Below are 15,338 nucleotides of genomic sequence, written 5' to 3'. Positions count from 1 at the left end.
TGGACGAGGGGTTTTTGTTTTTGGAGACAGGTTTAGTGTTCCTCTCTTCTATATCATTCATTCCCTACCGGGACGAGCTTTTAAATCAGTATCATAGACAATAAAACTAATCACCATAATCACACCGATTACAGCCGCTATCCCAACAAGCAGACCTCTAATCCCCATCTATTCTTCGACTTTCAATTCCACCAAGGTATACTCCTCAGTATTTAAATCGTATTCAAACGAAATCAAATACTTTCCTCCAACCTCAACCTTTCCACAAAATGCTTCTGCATCCTCTTCACTTGCCGCTTCATAATGATAGGTCAGTCCATCATAATCCTGTTCCGTTACCGAACAACGATAAGCACCGTTCTCATCTTCTGTCACTGCCACACTTTCCACCGTAATTCGATCCTCACCCGAAGTCGACGGCATATACGTGTACATGACAAACGTCGTAATAAGCAACAACGTTCCCATCACAAGCGCAATGCGCCCTTTTTTCTTTTCTGATCTGACTAGCGTGGTGAACACCCCGAAACCTATCAGACCAAAGCTGATTGCAAATAAAATCAAACCAAATAAATACATCTTTGAACCCCCGTTTCTATTCTTCTCTACTTCCCATTATATATCAGACAACCCGTATCATTCATACTTTTTCATGGAGTTGATGAGTTCTTCAATTTCAGCTTCAATGAGTGGATCGTGCATGTTCATTATTTGAAAAGTGGCATCATCTTGTATCCAAGATATTGTCTGGAGGTCTGGCCTAGTCTGTTTAACAGAGTAATCAATCTTATCACCATTAATTGTTTCAAAATTTTTCTCGTAATCAGTGGGACCGAAATTAAATCCATCAGGCATGTCAAAATAGATGTAAACGGAGATATGCTCCTTATCCGCATAATTCCCAATATAGGTTAGTGCCACACTTCTCGAAAAACTTAACTGAAGTTCCGTAGCGGAAATTTGCTCCGGTTCAAATGGTAGTACCGTCAAATAGTAGGCAGGCTCTCCCGTTTCATGAAAGACACTAAGAGTTTCTTTCATTTCTGCAGATAATCCATCGGCATCATCACCAGGAAGGACGCCTTTCCCCACTACCACCAACATCATTACAACGAGAGCCGAAACTGCAACAGACGGTATCCATAAAGGCAGGAGCTTCTCTTTCCGCTCCGTCCCCCTCAACTCCCGCTCCATCCGCTTGCTCGTCTCATCATCCATCAGCAGACCCGGCCTGTTCTTCAATGGTTCTAGCCATTCTGTATTATTTTTCATAGAACATCACCCCTTCTGTATCATGTCCGATGGATTGTTTCATTTTTTGGAGTGCCCGGTGATAGGTCACCCTCACCTTCGACTCTGTCCAACCTAGTATCTCAGCGGTCTCCCTTACCGAAAAGTCCTTTAAAGCCCGTAAAATTACGACCTGTCTATAATCCTTTTTCAAGCTGCTTAAGGCTTGCTGCAACACTTCCCAATCTGCCCCTTTATCCGCCAAATCTGCAGGGGATTCCTCCCTACCCTCATGCTTTTCCTGAGCCACATCTCCGGCAAAAATCGTTGAAACTTTCTCTTCCTATAAAAATCGATTGTCGTGTTTCTAGCAATTGAAATAATCCAAGTTCTCGTACTAGACTTCCCCTGAAAACTGCCTATGCTATGTAATGCCTTCATAAATGTTTCCTGTGTGAGGTCCTTTGCCTCTTCTATGTTATTGGTAAAATAAAGACAGTATTGGTAAACGTCCTGGTGATATGGCTGATACACATCACGTATAAATGCCTCCCTGTTCTCCCCCAAATGAACTCCCCCTTGCACATCTTTATCTAATAGTCGATTGAGTTGTTATTTTGTTACAGTTAAATTTTAGCATATAAAAAACCCTTACCGCGCTCTCCCACAGTAAGGGTCTCCAATAACCTATTCAAACAAATACTTCCTCGTCCTCAACTGCACATTCAACACAATCCCGATCGCTATCATATACGTCAGCAAGGAACTCCCACCATAGCTGAAAAACGGCAGTGGAATCCCTGTTATCGGAAGCAGTCCGATTGTCATTCCAACGTTTTGGAACACTTGGAATGTCAGCATTCCAATTACTCCGGCGCAAAGGTAGGTGCCGAATGGGTCATGGCACTCCATGGCGATGAAGGTAATTTTATATATCAGGAAAAAGAAAAGGGATATGACAACGGTCGCGCCCATAAAGCCAAACTGGCTGGCGATGGCCGCAAAGATAAAATCCGTGTGCGCTTCCGGCAAGTAGACATTCATTTCCCCATAACCTGAACCGGTGTATTCACCTGATCCGATGGCCAGCAACGACCTTACCAATTGAAACCCTTGCACATCCTGGTATTCGTATGGGTTCAACCAACCATAGAATCGGTCCAATTGATACTCAGGAATCAGATACGTATGGAAAAAGGTTGGATGCGCAATGAAAATATATAAGAATAATGCAATGAATCCCAAGGCTGCGCCAGCAAGCGAGAGAATGATGCTCCATTTGATTCCTGACACCAGGATCATGGCAGCGATGATGGCGCAATAGACAAGGGTTGTCCCCATGTCGGGCTGTTTGGCAACAAGAAACAATGGGATACTGGATGCGGCAATGATTTTCCCAAGCAGCAGGTAGCTATCCTGTAAGGTTGCTTCTTCAAACTTTGCCCTGTGGTCGGCGATTATCTTACTTAAGACTAAAATCAGTGAAATTTTCATGAGCTCGGAGGGTTGGATGTTTCCTAGTCCCGGCAAGGTGTACCAGCTTGTTGCCCCTTTAATTTCACTCACAAGGGCGGAGGGAAAGTTGAATTCCAGTCCAAGTAAGAGGATGACGCCAATGCCAAACGTGATCCAGGCGAGGTTCCGCAAATAATCAAAGTGGATTAGCATGGACAAACCTATGCCAATGGCTCCTACGACAAACCACATTAATTGCTTTTCCATAAAATCAATATTGCGTAGAACCGGCGGCAGCGTCGGCTCCACACTTTTCAATGCAAACAAGCTTGCCACAACCATTATCCCCATGAGAAAGATTAATGTGGTATCTAATTGTGGTTTATAGTCTTTTTCCACTTTCCTCTCCCCGCCCTTTGCCTTATTCTTTTTATTTATTGGGTATTTGTATTATTATCATAGTAATTGTTGTGTATTTTTTGCCTAACCCATAAATCATATTCAAGAAAACCAACCCCGTCAATTTATAAAAAGGCACTTTTTCGTAAACTGTTTTGCTTTGTCGTATTTATCAATTAACCGTTACATCCCTTACTGTCGTGCTCTTTTCCCGGCTGTACGGAATAAACTACATGCCTGTTTTAGAGTAGATATGCCGTAAAAAGTCCAATTGCCTACTTCTTTGAGAAAAGTGCCTATAAAAAAATGGATAATGATTGGTGTTTGATTAAAAACTAAAAATACTATGAAGTCGCTAGGAGGCAAAACGAATTGTTTGTCGCACTTGCATTTTTCTTATTCATGTCATTCTTCTTATCAGGTAGCGAAACCGCGCTGACAGCTGTCAATAAAATGAAGATCCAGATACGGGCGGAAAACGGGGATCGGGCTGCCCAAAAACTTTTAAAGCTTGTGGAACGTCCAAATCAATTTATTACTGCGATTCTTATTGGTAACAACATTTCCAACATCATGCTACCTACCTTAGTGACGTTGATTGCTATTGACTATGGATTTAATGTTGGGATTGCGACAGCGGTTCTGACCGTCATCCTGATCATTTTTGCCGAAGTCCTGCCAAAGTCCATTGCTGCTACCTTTGCCAATAAGGTCGCTTATATTGTGGCACCCGTGATTTCGATCTTGTTATTTGTTTTCAAACCGTTGATTTACTTATTGTCGTTGTTTACCAACTTTGTTATCCGCCTTCTCTCAAGGGGGATGGTTCAGGAGGCTACCCTTTCAAAGGAAGAATTGAAAAGCATGGTGGATATCGGCCTGACAGAGGGGACTTTTTTTGAAGAGGAATCTCAACATATTATCGGGGCCATTGATTTTTACACAAAAGATGTGCGGGATGCATTGAAGACCCCACGTATTGATATTCATGGTTTGCCATGTGAGGTATCCTTTGAAGAGGCACGAGAATATGTGATGGAAAGCAGTTACACGAGGTACCCTGTCTACAAGGATAATATGGATAATATCATTGGGGTTTTTCATTCAAAATTCCTCCTCAACTGGTCTCTTAATACAGACCTTGAGATTAAGGATTTCATGGATGATACCCCGCTGTTTGTAGCGGAATCCACGTCCATTGAACGCGTATTTAAAATGATGCTTAAAGAAAAGAAGCATATGGCCATCGTGATCGATGAGTATGGCGGTACCACCGGGATCATCAGCCATGAAGATATAATCGAAGCAATGATCGGTCAGGAAATTGAGGACGAAACCGATGAAGTGGGAGAAATCCTGATTGAGGAACTGACTGATAACCATATTATCTGTCACGGAAAAATAGCGATCCGCCGATTTAACGAAGTGTTCAAAACAAAGGTACCAGAAGAAGAAGACACCATTTCCGGCTTCCTTTTCAAAGAACTCGGCCATATCCCAGAGGAAGGCGATTCTTTGGAATACCATCACCTGCACTTTGACATATTCAAGATGGAGGATAACGTGTTAAAACAGGTGAAAGTGAAGAAAAAAACAAACTTAAAATAAGTTCAAAGTGGGGAAGCATCATGTTCAGATGCTCCCCCACTCTTTTTTTAATCCTGTTTCATTCCGGTATAGATAAGGATGGCATCTCTTAGAAACTCGGCCGTCCCTGGTTGTTTTTTATCATAAAAAGCCGTGAACCGCTCGTCATCCACATACATCTGGGCAAGTCCTGCGTGTGCTTCTTTGGAATATGAATCCCAGTAGAAGCCTAGCCATTGACGGTGAAGATCCGCCGCTTTTTGCGCAAGGTCGCACGCAGGATCACCTGTTTGGAATGCCTCGTTTAATACAACGAGCACCTCTTCCCCAAGTTTCTCTCCTTGTTCGTATTGCTTCTTGGTCATGCCTTTCAGCTTGGAGTTAGATTTATCGATTGCCTCGTTGCCGTACTTCGCTCTGACTTCCTCGCCATATTTCTTTTCATTTTCGTCTATCAGGTCCTGCTTGAATGCTTCAAATTTTTCTTTGTCGCTCATGGTAATGCTCCCTTCCTTCGCCGCCAGGGTCCGGTCTACACTTTCAATGAGGCCCTCCAGCCGCTTTTGCTTTGTCAGAAGCTTGTCACGGTGTTCTTTAAGTGCTTCTACTTCATCAAAGGAAGGGGCGTTGATGATTTTTTGGATGCTTTCGAGATCTATCTCGAGCTCCCGGTAAAAGAGGATTTGCTGCAGCTTATCCACTTCCGCCTGCCCGTAAATTCGATATCCCGAAGCACTGATTCTCGCCGGCTTGAGAATCCCGATTTCATCATAATATCGCAGCGTCCTGCCAGTCACCCCAGCCAATTTTGCTAATTTCTGTACGGTGTATTCCACCTCTGATCACCTCCTGACAAAATCAGTGTACACCTTGACGTAGCGTGAAGGTAAAGGGGTATTTCGAAATTAATTTATTCCACCGTCACGGCCGTCCCATACGCAATAATCTCCGAAGCATTCGTCATCACGCTAGAGGTTTCCAAGCGCACACAAATAATGGCATTCGCCCCTTGGCTCTTTGCATCCTCCACCATCCGGCCAATTGCCTTCTGACGCGCTTCCTGCATCATTTCTGAGTATTCCTTAATTTCGCCACCGACAATCGTTTTCAATCCTGCCAACAGATCCTTCCCGATATGTTTCGACTGCACCGTGCTCCCTTTCACAAAGCCCTTTAACTCTACAACTTTCTTGCCTGGTACCGACTCAGTAGTCACTATAATCATTTTTGTCATCCTCCTCTTTTTCCTTGGCCCGCTCTACTATCAGCACGATGAAAAGCGCAATGATGGCAAGCCCGTAAAGTATGTAAAATAATATGCCCAACCAAATACTCACAAGAAGTAAAGCAATCCCTACCACCTGTCCCAGTACTGCCACAAGCAATAACACTTTTTTCAGAGTTTCAATCATCCTGATCCCCCCACCACTACTATTCACCGCCCGAGATGAATTTCCTGTCCATCATGGAAAGTATATTTTGCCACCACTTCTCTCATACATGAATGGGACAATTTTGTTCATCATATAAGGGAATGTCATTTAAAGGAGAGATGCAAACCATGCAAAATCAACCTACCCCACAAGGGCAAAATATGAATCAAAATCAGATGCCACCAACGATGAACATGAACACACCGGGCACTCAAGCCCCGAATACAAACCATGGTGGACATGAAATGTTTGATGCCCATGAAATAATTGCCGGCATTATCAGTATGCTCGACCAATATCAAATATACGATCAGCATATCCAAGATCCGGCATTAAAAGATATCTTGAATCGCCAGACAACCTTTGTTACCCAGTTGTACAACACCATCGTGGAAAGCTTTCAAACAGGGCAGAAACCATCTGTTTCCACTCAAGTTTATAAGATGACTCAAACACACGACGTAGTGTACGGAATCACACCATCTCAACCGAAAAAACCGAACCAATCTGTCAATGAGCTTGCTGACAAAGGACTTTCTGCTTATATGCTTGGTCAAACAAAGGGGCTTGCAACGCTGCTTGCCATGACGGCGCTTGAAATGACCAATCCCGTCCTTCGTCGCGTTGTTGCCGACAGTGTTCCAAACTTCATTGAAATGAGCTATGAGATTTTCCTATATCAGAATAAACACGGCTATTATCAAGTTCCACAGCTTGCCATGCAGGATATGAATGCTATGTTGCAAAGTTATACAACCGTACCCATACAAGGGAATATGCCTCATTAGAATACAAAGAAGCCATGGAGCGCAACTTCTCCACGGCTTTTTATTTCATTTTTCTCCTACCCTTCCATCGCTACCTCGCCAAATGCTTTAGGCCTTGTAGCTTTATACCATTGATAGCAAAGGATCACTAAGATGATACCGTCGATCACATCACCACCATAGTACATAACCATTCCGCCTCTTTCTGCTTGTTCTACCGGCACACCCATAGGAGGCCGGGAATAAATGAATTTCGATAGAGTCCCATGTCCTGCAAGTGCTAGGACGAAAATGATGGCACGGTAAAGGTAGCTTCTTCTATGTGTGGTCAGATCAACATAAATCATGGATATCGTAAATAAATACCCTGCCAGGAACACATGAAGATGCACGAAAAGATACAGCCACATATGCTGATGCATGGCTTCATACAACGGGGTGGTATATAGAAGCCACAATCCTCCGATATTTAAAACAGTGGTAACAGCCGGATCTGTAACTACCGAAATAGGTTTACTTTTTAACAGCCTTGATAACTTCCTGGAAGTGTTGACGTTCAGCGTCCTCATTAAAAGGGTCATAGGTGCCGACAAAGCGAGCAAAAGCGGAGCCAACATCCCTAATAAAAGATGTGCGTACATATGATAGGAGAAATCCACATGTGCCCTTTCTGCAATCGGACCTGCCAATGCACTCACAGCAAAGACAATCCCACCAGTAAACAGCAAAGTCCGCTTGAGCGGCCATTTGGTATATCTTCGATTGGATCTTTTCACTGCCACTATATATAAAAGAAGGGCCAATAAAAAAGGAACCACCAGAAGTTGACTGTTCCAACCACCTAGCTCTGCATGATGATGGATATGAGTCATTACACTCATGAAGAAACCTCTTGGGAACGGTGCTTATTATTCGTGTTAATCGTTAAAATTACACCCACCACTATCATGCCGGCAGCGATCACATTCCAAACCACGTCATAGATTATCACATTATCAACATACCGAATCTGATGAATCCGCATGATTTTGTGTTGAATGATCCCATCATATAATTGAAAAACTCCTGCCCCCAAATAAATCCCGCCTATCCACCTTTTCCATACAAGCGCATTCCTTCTCCGTAAATCTGCAAATAAAAATAAGCCACCAATCGTAGCAAACCAGCTGAAGGCATGAAATAACCCATCAGATACTAACCCAATATTTGTTGTCGACTTGTCATAAAAATGATGCCAGTGTAGCAATTGATGGAAGATAGTCTCATCTATGAAGGCAACCATCCCTAACCCAAAGAGGATCCCCGACCACAAATTCCGCCTGCTATAGTTGGATGTAGCATTATTCACGTCATTGCTCAACTCCCATTCTTTGAAGATTAGCTTTCCTTCATAATTTCCCTAATTAGAGGCTTATAATCAATTTTTATTTATCTATTTACTTATAAGGAATAAGATGGTATTTTTATATCATAATGATATATATCAAAAAGATATATGTAAAAGGAGCAATTCACCATGTCAAAGGAAAATACCCAATTCGCCATTCTTGGACTACTAACCATAGGCTGTCAAACCGGCTATTCCATCAAACAGACGATGGACGGCAGCTTGAATCACTTCTGGAAAATCAGCTATGGCCAGATTTACCCGACCTTAAAGAAACTGGTCGACAATGGCTATGCATCCGTGCAGGATACATCCCAGGAAGGCAAACCAGACAAAAAAGAGTATCACATCACTGAAAAAGGAAAGATCGCTCTGAAAGAATGGCTTCAAGACCCCATCTTAGACCTTGCCACCGATAAGAACGAATTGCTTCTCAAGCTTTTTTTCTCCAGACATCAAGACTCATCACAAACCTTGGACCTGTTGGATTCCTACAAAGAAAAACTGACCACCCGTCATGATACTTTTCAAGCAATCAGCAAAAGAATCAATGAAAATCATATCCAGGACGCAGATGCCCCCTACTGGCTCATGACCTTGGATTATGGTTTATGTACTACCAAAGCCGCCATCGATTGGTGCGAACAAACGAAAATAAAATTACTTTCAAAGGAGAGATAAGGATGAGTGCTGAAAATTTTCCAGGACGTTATACAGTGGAAAACCAAGAGGATATTGTAGTTTTTACGATTGGAATGCGTATCAACAAATGGTGGGCCATTCATAAATGGTTCCCGGTCTTTAAAGCCATGCCACCGATGATCAGGGAGTTATACATGAACAAAGATCTCGGTTGCCTGTCCATGGAACACTTCTACAGCCTCCGTACCACCTTGCTGCTTCAATACTGGCGTTCGGAAGAGGATTTGATGGCATACGCCAGAGGACAGAAGCACCTGGAAGCATGGAATGAATTTAATAAAAAAGTCGGTAATAACGACGCTGTGGGAATCTACCATGAGACATTTTTGGTTAAACAGGGGAATTACGAATCTGTTTATGGAAATATGCCGAAGTTCGGGTTAGGGAAGGTTTTTGGAATCAGTAAAATTACGAAGGAAAAGAATAGTTTTAGGAAGAGAATCTCCTAGCATTAACGACCGAATATAAAGCACATCATCTTGGCAATATAAATGAGAACTTACTTGGAAGGTGATGTGTATATGTATTTTTATAAAGAAGACTTAATCAATATGATTGTGCCGGATAAACCTGATCCTCATGCTGCAAAGGTACTTCAAGAAGCACTTGGGGGCCAGTTTGGGGAAATGAGAACATTGATGCAATTCTCATTCCAAAGTGCCAACTTCAGGGGGAAAGCGAAACAATATCGTGATTTGATCAGAGGGATATTTCTTGAAGAGCTTAGTCATGTTGAACTCGTCCAATCGACCATTAACCAACTGTTAAATGAATCCGGTGGAGACCTACCAGGGAATCAAGCTTCTGATGCAGCTCCATTAGACGATGTCATACAATCTGGCGCAAACCCTCACCATTATATTATGGGTGCTAAATCTTCCCTGCCTGTAGATGCAGGAGGAAATCCTTGGAACGGTTCATGGGTATATGACCACGGAAACCTTGTCGCAAACCTACTTAATAATGTGGTATTAGAATCAACTGGTGTATTACAAAAGTCCAGAATTTACGAAATGAGCAGCAATAAAACGCTTAGGGAAACAATCGCATTCTTGATTGTACGGGATAATGCCCACCAAAATGCATTCGCCAAAGCATTAGAAACCCTTGGCGTTGATTGGGGAAAAATTTTTCCGATTCCAAATTATGATATTAACAAATACCCGGAATGCCGTAAATATGTTGAGATGGGCTTCCATAATGCCCAATTCAACTTCCGCCTCGACGATACGCGGATTGGTGAAATCTTTCAAGGTACAACTCCAAGCAGAAATGGTGGAGAACTATCAATTATCGATCCACCAAAAGGCTATCCGGTTCCTGAAATGCCCGATATGCCAAATGAACATGCACCAGGCCTTTTTGATCTCAATAATTGAACAATTGCCGTGCGACCAGGTTAACTTCTGGTCGCTTTTGTCATTCCAGAGCACTTTTTTTGAAAAGTTCATGCCAAAATCAGGCGAGTTGATGCCAAAATGGACCGAGTTGATGCCAGAGTCCATTTTCCCAGCTATCAGAAAGCCGTTTTTTAAGATTGGTAGATTCTTCTAATCTTTATCTGACCTACCCATTTCTATATCTTCAAATGGAGTATAGTTGTTACTTGGTAGTTTCCTTTTCTTAATGGCTTTAATTATCGAAAAGCTGACGGCAAACACTACCACTCCGATAAAAATATATGCCATAAGATACACTCCTTTTCTAAGTAAAGTGAATTTATTTAAGTCTCTAAAATCCATTCTAGTAAGGATACGATGAAAACCAGGAGGAAGAAAATCGCGATTATTAACTTTTGTACTAGCCTCTTTAATCTAGATCTTATTACTAATCTGCCTAATGCCGTCCTACATAATATGACTAATAGGTTTTCCATCCGTGCACCCCCGAAATAAGAATACCCTTACTACACTGCCACTCTTCTAAAATCTGTATATTTCATCATTCTAGATTCCCCCTTTTATATCCTCCAAATTGAAGATTTATTAAGAGTTAAGCTTCAGAAAAAAAGCCAACTAAGTCCCATTAGAATTAGTTGGCTATCTGTATTCTTATAATACCTATCCTCTCACCGTAGGCTTCGTCAGCTTACAGGCTGGATAGCTGATGGAAGGGGCGTAGTAGGATAGCTTCCTCATAAAATAGCAGGACTCCGGGAAGTGATGTTCTAAGAATCGTAGGGTGCTTTGATTAATGAGTTCATCATTTAAGTATAGTTCCAGCACTTCGGCTACCAGATTGTTAAACTTCACCACTTCGACTGACACTTCCTTTGCAAATCTCATCTGTGCGGGGAAGCCGGGTTCCGCGAAATGAAGATAACCTTCCATCATGTCATTTTTCACAATGAACTGCGAGAACTTTCCTCTCACATGATTCGCCCGTTCGACCAGTGCGAATTCAACTCCATCCAGCAGTCTTAATAGTAAGGCGGCGTGCCCCATCTGATCATCTAGCCACATGCTCAATAATTCCACTAGCGATAAGGCCGGGTATTCCCGTCCCTGGACATAACTCTCCAATATCCTCAAATACTCCCTATTCTCCAAAAGTGTTCCGTTTAAATAAGTCGGCGTCAGGTTCAAATTCACCTGATTGAATAACCTTAGATTCAAGAGGTTTCCTTCGAATAAGTAATACTTGTAAGCCACTTCATTCGCCATTTCCGACAGCCGGATCATCGGCCTGGAATCCACAGGTGCATCTTTAGGAACCTTTCTTAGCTCCTGCTCCACTTTTCCAAATGTCTCAATAAATGTTTCCGCCTGCTTGACCCATTTCTTTTCTTCGGGTGATAAATAATCCCTTATGAAATAAGCATGGTCCTTTAGGATGCCCAGCCAGAATTCATGCTCTTCCCATGGGGTGATCGGTTCATAGCTCATTGCGTCCCCCTCCTCTTAATACAACTTATTTAAAAGGAGGCATTTTCATGATAAGTAAAAGCGCAGCATTTTTGAAAACGGTTTTCATATTTTTGCAGACTTAGTTTATCGACAATGGTTTTTCGGCATTCACACTCACACACGTCCCCCTCTTTTTTATTAGCATTTAATAACAAAATTGTGCATCGTCAAAACGTCTATGAAAAGTTTGACGTTCCTTTCCGTTGCAGGCACTCGCTTTAAGCGGGGCGACCATGCCTCCTCGGGCTTTTCCCTGCAGGGTCTCCACATTGTCGCTACTTCCCCGCTGGAGTCAAGTGCCTTCCACTCCAATCCACTTGTTTTTAATAATTTAGATTTGGATTCTGCTTTGCTCACTTGTTAACAAAATGTTCACCTTTTTCTTCCAGATGTGTGACTTTTATCACACTTTTAAATCCTCCCACCTTTTACAATGAAGGTGCATAAGAATTTATATAAAAATTGGAAAAGGAAGTGGCAAATATGTTTTCTTTTAAAAGATTTTTGGCGTGCTGCTTTGCACTTGTATTAGTTTTAGGGGTTATGACCGCTTGTGGTTCTAATGAAGTTTCAGTAGAAGATGCGGAGGCAGAAGTAACAATCAAGAGTTCAAACTGGGAGTTTGATCAGGCTACTTACACCGTACCAGCTGGCAAACCAGTTGCTATCCACCATGAAAATGCAGAAGGTCATCATGGTATCACCATTAAGGGAACAGATGTGAAGATTCAAGGAGATGGCAGTGTTGTCGCAAACCTTGAGCCCGGAGAATATGAAATCATCTGTGACATCATGTGCGGAACCGGTCATGCCGAGATGGTTTCCAAGCTAGTCGTGGAATAGGAAGGGAGTGACAGGGATGGCAAATGTACAATATGAACGTCCTGAAAAAAGCACCAATAAAAAACTTCCTGTGAAAGAGGAGGAAGCTTCATTAAAAGGGACATTGATTGCCGTATTTATGTTGGGGGCATTTATCGTCATTTCGTGGGTTAGCGTGTTCAGCTTATTTATTTCACGAAATTAGTCAGGTCAGAAAAAGGGGGTACAAATAGATGCATTTACACCGTTATGAAAAATATTGGTTAATTTTCGGCGTTGGGACCTTGGTTGTCTTTTTATCCATTATCGGGTTTACCGCCTTTGCTCACGGACACCATCCACCTAGTCATATGGCCACCGTGGATGCACAGAATGTAAAAGGTTCCGCTCCGTTTGATGAGCCGGGATTGAAACAGATTGACAAGAATACCTATGAAGCTACCATTATAGCCATGACATTCGGCTATGAACCGAATAAAATTACCGTTCCGAAAGGCTCCACCGTCAGGTTCCAGGTGACAAGTCAGGATGTCGTGCACAGCTTTACGATTCCTATGACAAACGTCAATATGATGATCACACCGGGGCACATCAACCAATCGGAACATACATTCAAGGAAGCGGGATCGTACCTTGTCCTTTGCAATGAATATTGCGGAATTGGACATCAGCATATGCAAATGGAAATTGAGGTGACGGAAGAATGAGACAGGCAGCGGAAGTAGACATTCATGATTCAAAATTAAGCATGGCCTATATCTATATTGCTTTTGCCGCATTATTTTTGGGAACGATGGCTGGAGTGGTCCAGGGACTTGTCCGCGGGGGACTTATCGAGCTTCCTTACAGCATCAGCTATTACCAGCTGCTGACTGCACATGGCGTGCTGCTTGCACTTGTGCTGACAACTTATTTCATCTACGGATTCTTGCATGCCGGGATGAGCAGGACACTTGGCACGATGACACCTTTAGAAAGGAGATTGGGTTGGATCGGCTTTTGGGTACTCACGATTGGTACGCTGTTGAGCTTTGCAATGATCTTAACGAATGACGCATCGGTCTTATATACTTTTTACGCGCCATTGCAAGCCTCTCCCCTCTATTATGTTGGGCTGACTCTGTTTGTGGTCGGGACCTGGATAGGTGGCGCCAGCTTATTGGTCCATTACATCCGCTGGAAAAAACAGAACCGTGGACAAATAACACCACTGTTCAGCTTTATGACAGTTGGAACCATTCTTTTATGGTATGTCGCTTCCATCGGGGTTGCCGTAACTGTGTTACTTCAATTCTTACCTTGGTCCCTTGGTCTGGTTGATAACATCAATATTCTATTGAGTCGCACGCTTTTCTGGTACTTCGGGCATCCGTTGGTGTACTTCTGGCTTTTGCCGGCATACATCGCTTGGTATGTATGTATCCCAAAAATCATCGGCGGTAAGCTGTTCAGCGATTCGCTTGCCCGCTTGGCTTTCGTGTTGTTCCTGTTGTTCTCGATTCCCGTAGGATTTCACCATCAGCTGATGGAAGCTGGGATCTCTGAGTTTTGGAAATACCTGCAGGTTGTTTTAACTTTTGCTGTAATCGTTCCTTCCCTGTTAACCGCCTTCTCCATTTTTGCAACGTTTGAATTGGCCGGTCGGGCTAAAGGAGCAACAGGGGCATTTGGCTGGGTACGCAAACTGCCTTGGAAGGACGCACGCTTTTTCGCACCATTTATGGGGATGCTATTCTTTATCCCAGCTGGAACCGGCGGAATCATCAATGCCAGTAACCAGATGAATGCTGTCGTCCATAACACACTTTGGGTGGTGGGACATTTCCACATTACCGTTGGATCCACCGTCATCCTGACATTCTTCGGGATTGCTTACTGGCTGATTCCAGTATTGCGCGGCAGAGCCTTCACAGCTCGCATGAACAAGCTAGCGATGACTCAGACGATTCTCTGGACAGTCGGCATGTTCTTCATGTCTGGTGCGATGCACATACTCGGCTTGCTCGGGGCACCGCGTCGAACTGCTTTTACTACTTACCAGGATCATGCGACAGCTGCTGCTTGGTTTGAAGGACTGTTAGCAAATCAAGTGACAATGGCACTTGGCGGCGTCATCCTGTTTGTTGCATCCATGCTGATGATCTATATCGTCATCAACCTCGCCTTCTTCGCGCCAAAAGCACATACGGAATTCCCGATCGGCGAGGTGGCAGAAGATGCTCGCGAAACACCGCGTATTCTTGAAAACTGGAAACTTTGGATCGGAATTGCTGTGGCATTGATCTTGTTCGCCTACACCATTCCGTTGATGGATATGATACAAAATGCACCACCGGGATCACCGCCGTTCAGGCCTTGGTGATGGATGGTGGAATGGGCAGTGGGATGAAGGTTTCCCGCTGCTTTTTTTTGGGTGGTAATCGCTATGAAGACTCCTTTGATGTGAAAATGCGTGTGGGGAGCTCTTCATTTGAGCGATGAAGACCTATCTGATGTGAAACGATTGGAACTGAGGTCTTCAGAGTTCTGGTGGTTCCATACGGTCTCTATGACGACTGACTTTTCCTTTTTTCGGGTTCTGGTGGTTCCATACGGTCTCTATGACGACTGACTTTCCCTTTTTTCGGGTTCTGGTGGTTCCATACGGTCT

The 15,338-nt window shown here is 43.2% G+C and carries 21 protein-coding genes; 10 read left to right on the top strand and 11 right to left on the bottom strand.

The features are described from left to right. Positions 1-168 precede the first annotated feature (168 nt). The 4 genes from MKY77_RS01855 to MKY77_RS01840 all read right to left on the bottom strand — a co-directional run bounded on the left by MKY77_RS01855 (position 169) and on the right by MKY77_RS01840 (position 3,084). Positions 169-579, bottom strand: coding sequence for a hypothetical protein (locus tag MKY77_RS01855; RefSeq protein WP_339148548.1), 411 nt, complete (start codon positions 577-579; stop codon positions 169-171). 57 nt (positions 580-636) lie between these two features. Next, positions 637-1,272, bottom strand: a complete 636-nt coding sequence (locus MKY77_RS01850) for a hypothetical protein (RefSeq protein ID WP_342515628.1) — start codon at positions 1,270-1,272, stop codon at positions 637-639. Then, positions 1,262-1,540 carry an RNA polymerase sigma factor gene (locus MKY77_RS01845; protein WP_339148545.1) on the bottom strand — a complete coding sequence of 93 codons (279 nt, stop codon included), beginning with the start codon at positions 1,538-1,540 and terminating at the stop codon, positions 1,262-1,264. Before MKY77_RS01845 ends, MKY77_RS01850 begins: the two co-directional genes overlap by 11 nt. A gap of 377 nt (positions 1,541-1,917) precedes the next feature. Continuing rightward, positions 1,918-3,084 (bottom strand): FtsW/RodA/SpoVE family cell cycle protein, encoded by a 1,167-nt coding sequence (locus MKY77_RS01840; RefSeq protein WP_339148544.1) that lies wholly within the window; start codon positions 3,082-3,084, stop codon positions 1,918-1,920. 372 nt (positions 3,085-3,456) lie between these two features. Between MKY77_RS01840 and MKY77_RS01835 the strand changes: the two genes are divergently transcribed. Beyond that, positions 3,457-4,692, top strand: a complete 1,236-nt coding sequence (locus MKY77_RS01835) for a CNNM domain-containing protein (protein WP_339148542.1) — start codon at positions 3,457-3,459, stop codon at positions 4,690-4,692. Between the two features lie 47 nt (positions 4,693-4,739). Here MKY77_RS01835 and MKY77_RS01830 read toward each other — a convergent pair whose 3' ends face one another. From MKY77_RS01830 to MKY77_RS01820, 3 genes are all read right to left on the bottom strand, one after another. Further along, a complete protein-coding gene (locus tag MKY77_RS01830; RefSeq protein WP_339148540.1) occupies positions 4,740-5,507 on the bottom strand; it encodes a MerR family transcriptional regulator in 768 nt (255 codons plus the stop codon). Between the two features lie 74 nt (positions 5,508-5,581). Then, positions 5,582-5,896, bottom strand: coding sequence for a YbjQ family protein (locus tag MKY77_RS01825; RefSeq protein WP_339148539.1), 315 nt, complete (start codon positions 5,894-5,896; stop codon positions 5,582-5,584). Continuing rightward, the gene (locus tag MKY77_RS01820; protein WP_339148537.1) at positions 5,877-6,083 is read right to left on the bottom strand and encodes a hypothetical protein; all 207 of its coding nucleotides are present in this window, start codon (positions 6,081-6,083) and stop codon (positions 5,877-5,879) included. Before MKY77_RS01820 ends, MKY77_RS01825 begins: the two co-directional genes overlap by 20 nt. A 197-nt stretch (positions 6,084-6,280) precedes the next feature. On the opposite strand from MKY77_RS01820, the gene MKY77_RS01815 reads away from it, so the two are divergent. Next, on the top strand, positions 6,281-6,892 hold the full coding sequence (locus MKY77_RS01815; protein WP_339149931.1) for a spore coat protein: 612 nt from the start codon (positions 6,281-6,283) through the stop codon (positions 6,890-6,892). A 56-nt stretch (positions 6,893-6,948) separates the two neighbouring features. Here MKY77_RS01815 and MKY77_RS01810 read toward each other — a convergent pair whose 3' ends face one another. Both MKY77_RS01810 and MKY77_RS01805 read right to left on the bottom strand, forming a co-directional pair. Continuing rightward, entirely contained in the window at positions 6,949-7,752 is an 804-nt protein-coding gene (locus tag MKY77_RS01810; RefSeq protein WP_339148535.1) for a cytochrome c oxidase assembly protein, read from the bottom strand. Beyond that, positions 7,749-8,219 (bottom strand): DUF2243 domain-containing protein, encoded by a 471-nt coding sequence (locus tag MKY77_RS01805; protein ID WP_339148533.1) that lies wholly within the window; start codon positions 8,217-8,219, stop codon positions 7,749-7,751. Before MKY77_RS01805 ends, MKY77_RS01810 begins: the two co-directional genes overlap by 4 nt. Positions 8,220-8,387: 168 nt before the next feature. Here MKY77_RS01805 and MKY77_RS01800 point away from each other — a divergent pair, with 168 nt between their 5' ends. From MKY77_RS01800 to MKY77_RS01790, 3 genes are all read left to right on the top strand, one after another. Beyond that, a complete protein-coding gene (locus MKY77_RS01800) occupies positions 8,388-8,939 on the top strand; it encodes a PadR family transcriptional regulator (protein ID WP_339148531.1) in 552 nt (183 codons plus the stop codon). 2 nt (positions 8,940-8,941) lie between these two features. Further along, positions 8,942-9,409 (top strand): DUF4188 domain-containing protein, encoded by a 468-nt coding sequence (locus MKY77_RS01795; protein WP_339148529.1) that lies wholly within the window; start codon positions 8,942-8,944, stop codon positions 9,407-9,409. A 72-nt stretch (positions 9,410-9,481) separates the two neighbouring features. Beyond that, positions 9,482-10,339, top strand: a complete 858-nt coding sequence (locus MKY77_RS01790) for a manganese catalase family protein (RefSeq protein ID WP_339148527.1) — start codon at positions 9,482-9,484, stop codon at positions 10,337-10,339. A 171-nt stretch (positions 10,340-10,510) separates the two neighbouring features. Here MKY77_RS01790 and MKY77_RS01785 read toward each other — a convergent pair whose 3' ends face one another. Both MKY77_RS01785 and MKY77_RS01780 read right to left on the bottom strand, forming a co-directional pair. Then, entirely contained in the window at positions 10,511-10,648 is a 138-nt protein-coding gene (locus MKY77_RS01785) for a hypothetical protein (protein ID WP_339148525.1), read from the bottom strand. A 372-nt stretch (positions 10,649-11,020) separates the two neighbouring features. After that, positions 11,021-11,845, bottom strand: coding sequence for a DUF2935 domain-containing protein (locus MKY77_RS01780; RefSeq protein WP_339148524.1), 825 nt, complete (start codon positions 11,843-11,845; stop codon positions 11,021-11,023). 504 nt (positions 11,846-12,349) lie between these two features. On the opposite strand from MKY77_RS01780, the gene MKY77_RS01775 reads away from it, so the two are divergent. The 5 genes from MKY77_RS01775 (at position 12,350) to MKY77_RS01755 (ending at position 15,299) form a co-directional block, all read left to right on the top strand. Beyond that, entirely contained in the window at positions 12,350-12,709 is a 360-nt protein-coding gene (locus MKY77_RS01775; RefSeq protein ID WP_339148522.1) for a cupredoxin domain-containing protein, read from the top strand. A 16-nt stretch (positions 12,710-12,725) separates the two neighbouring features. Further along, entirely contained in the window at positions 12,726-12,893 is a 168-nt protein-coding gene (locus MKY77_RS01770; protein ID WP_237665197.1) for a cytochrome c oxidase subunit 2A, read from the top strand. A gap of 28 nt (positions 12,894-12,921) precedes the next feature. Further along, entirely contained in the window at positions 12,922-13,395 is a 474-nt protein-coding gene (locus MKY77_RS01765) for a cytochrome c oxidase subunit II (RefSeq protein WP_339148519.1), read from the top strand. Continuing rightward, positions 13,392-15,050 carry a b(o/a)3-type cytochrome-c oxidase subunit 1 gene (locus MKY77_RS01760; protein WP_339148517.1) on the top strand — a complete coding sequence of 553 codons (1,659 nt, stop codon included), beginning with the start codon at positions 13,392-13,394 and terminating at the stop codon, positions 15,048-15,050. Before MKY77_RS01765 ends, MKY77_RS01760 begins: the two co-directional genes overlap by 4 nt. 108 nt (positions 15,051-15,158) lie before the next feature. After that, positions 15,159-15,299, top strand: coding sequence for a hypothetical protein (locus tag MKY77_RS01755; RefSeq protein ID WP_339148515.1), 141 nt, complete (start codon positions 15,159-15,161; stop codon positions 15,297-15,299). The last annotated feature ends 39 nt before the right edge of the window (positions 15,300-15,338 follow it).

Source organism: Sutcliffiella sp. FSL R7-0096 (assembly GCF_038595065.1).
GTDB lineage: Bacteria > Bacillota > Bacilli > Bacillales > Bacillaceae_I > Sutcliffiella_A.
Note: the sequence above shows the minus strand (reverse complement) of the source record. Positions and strands in the feature narration are given on the sequence as shown.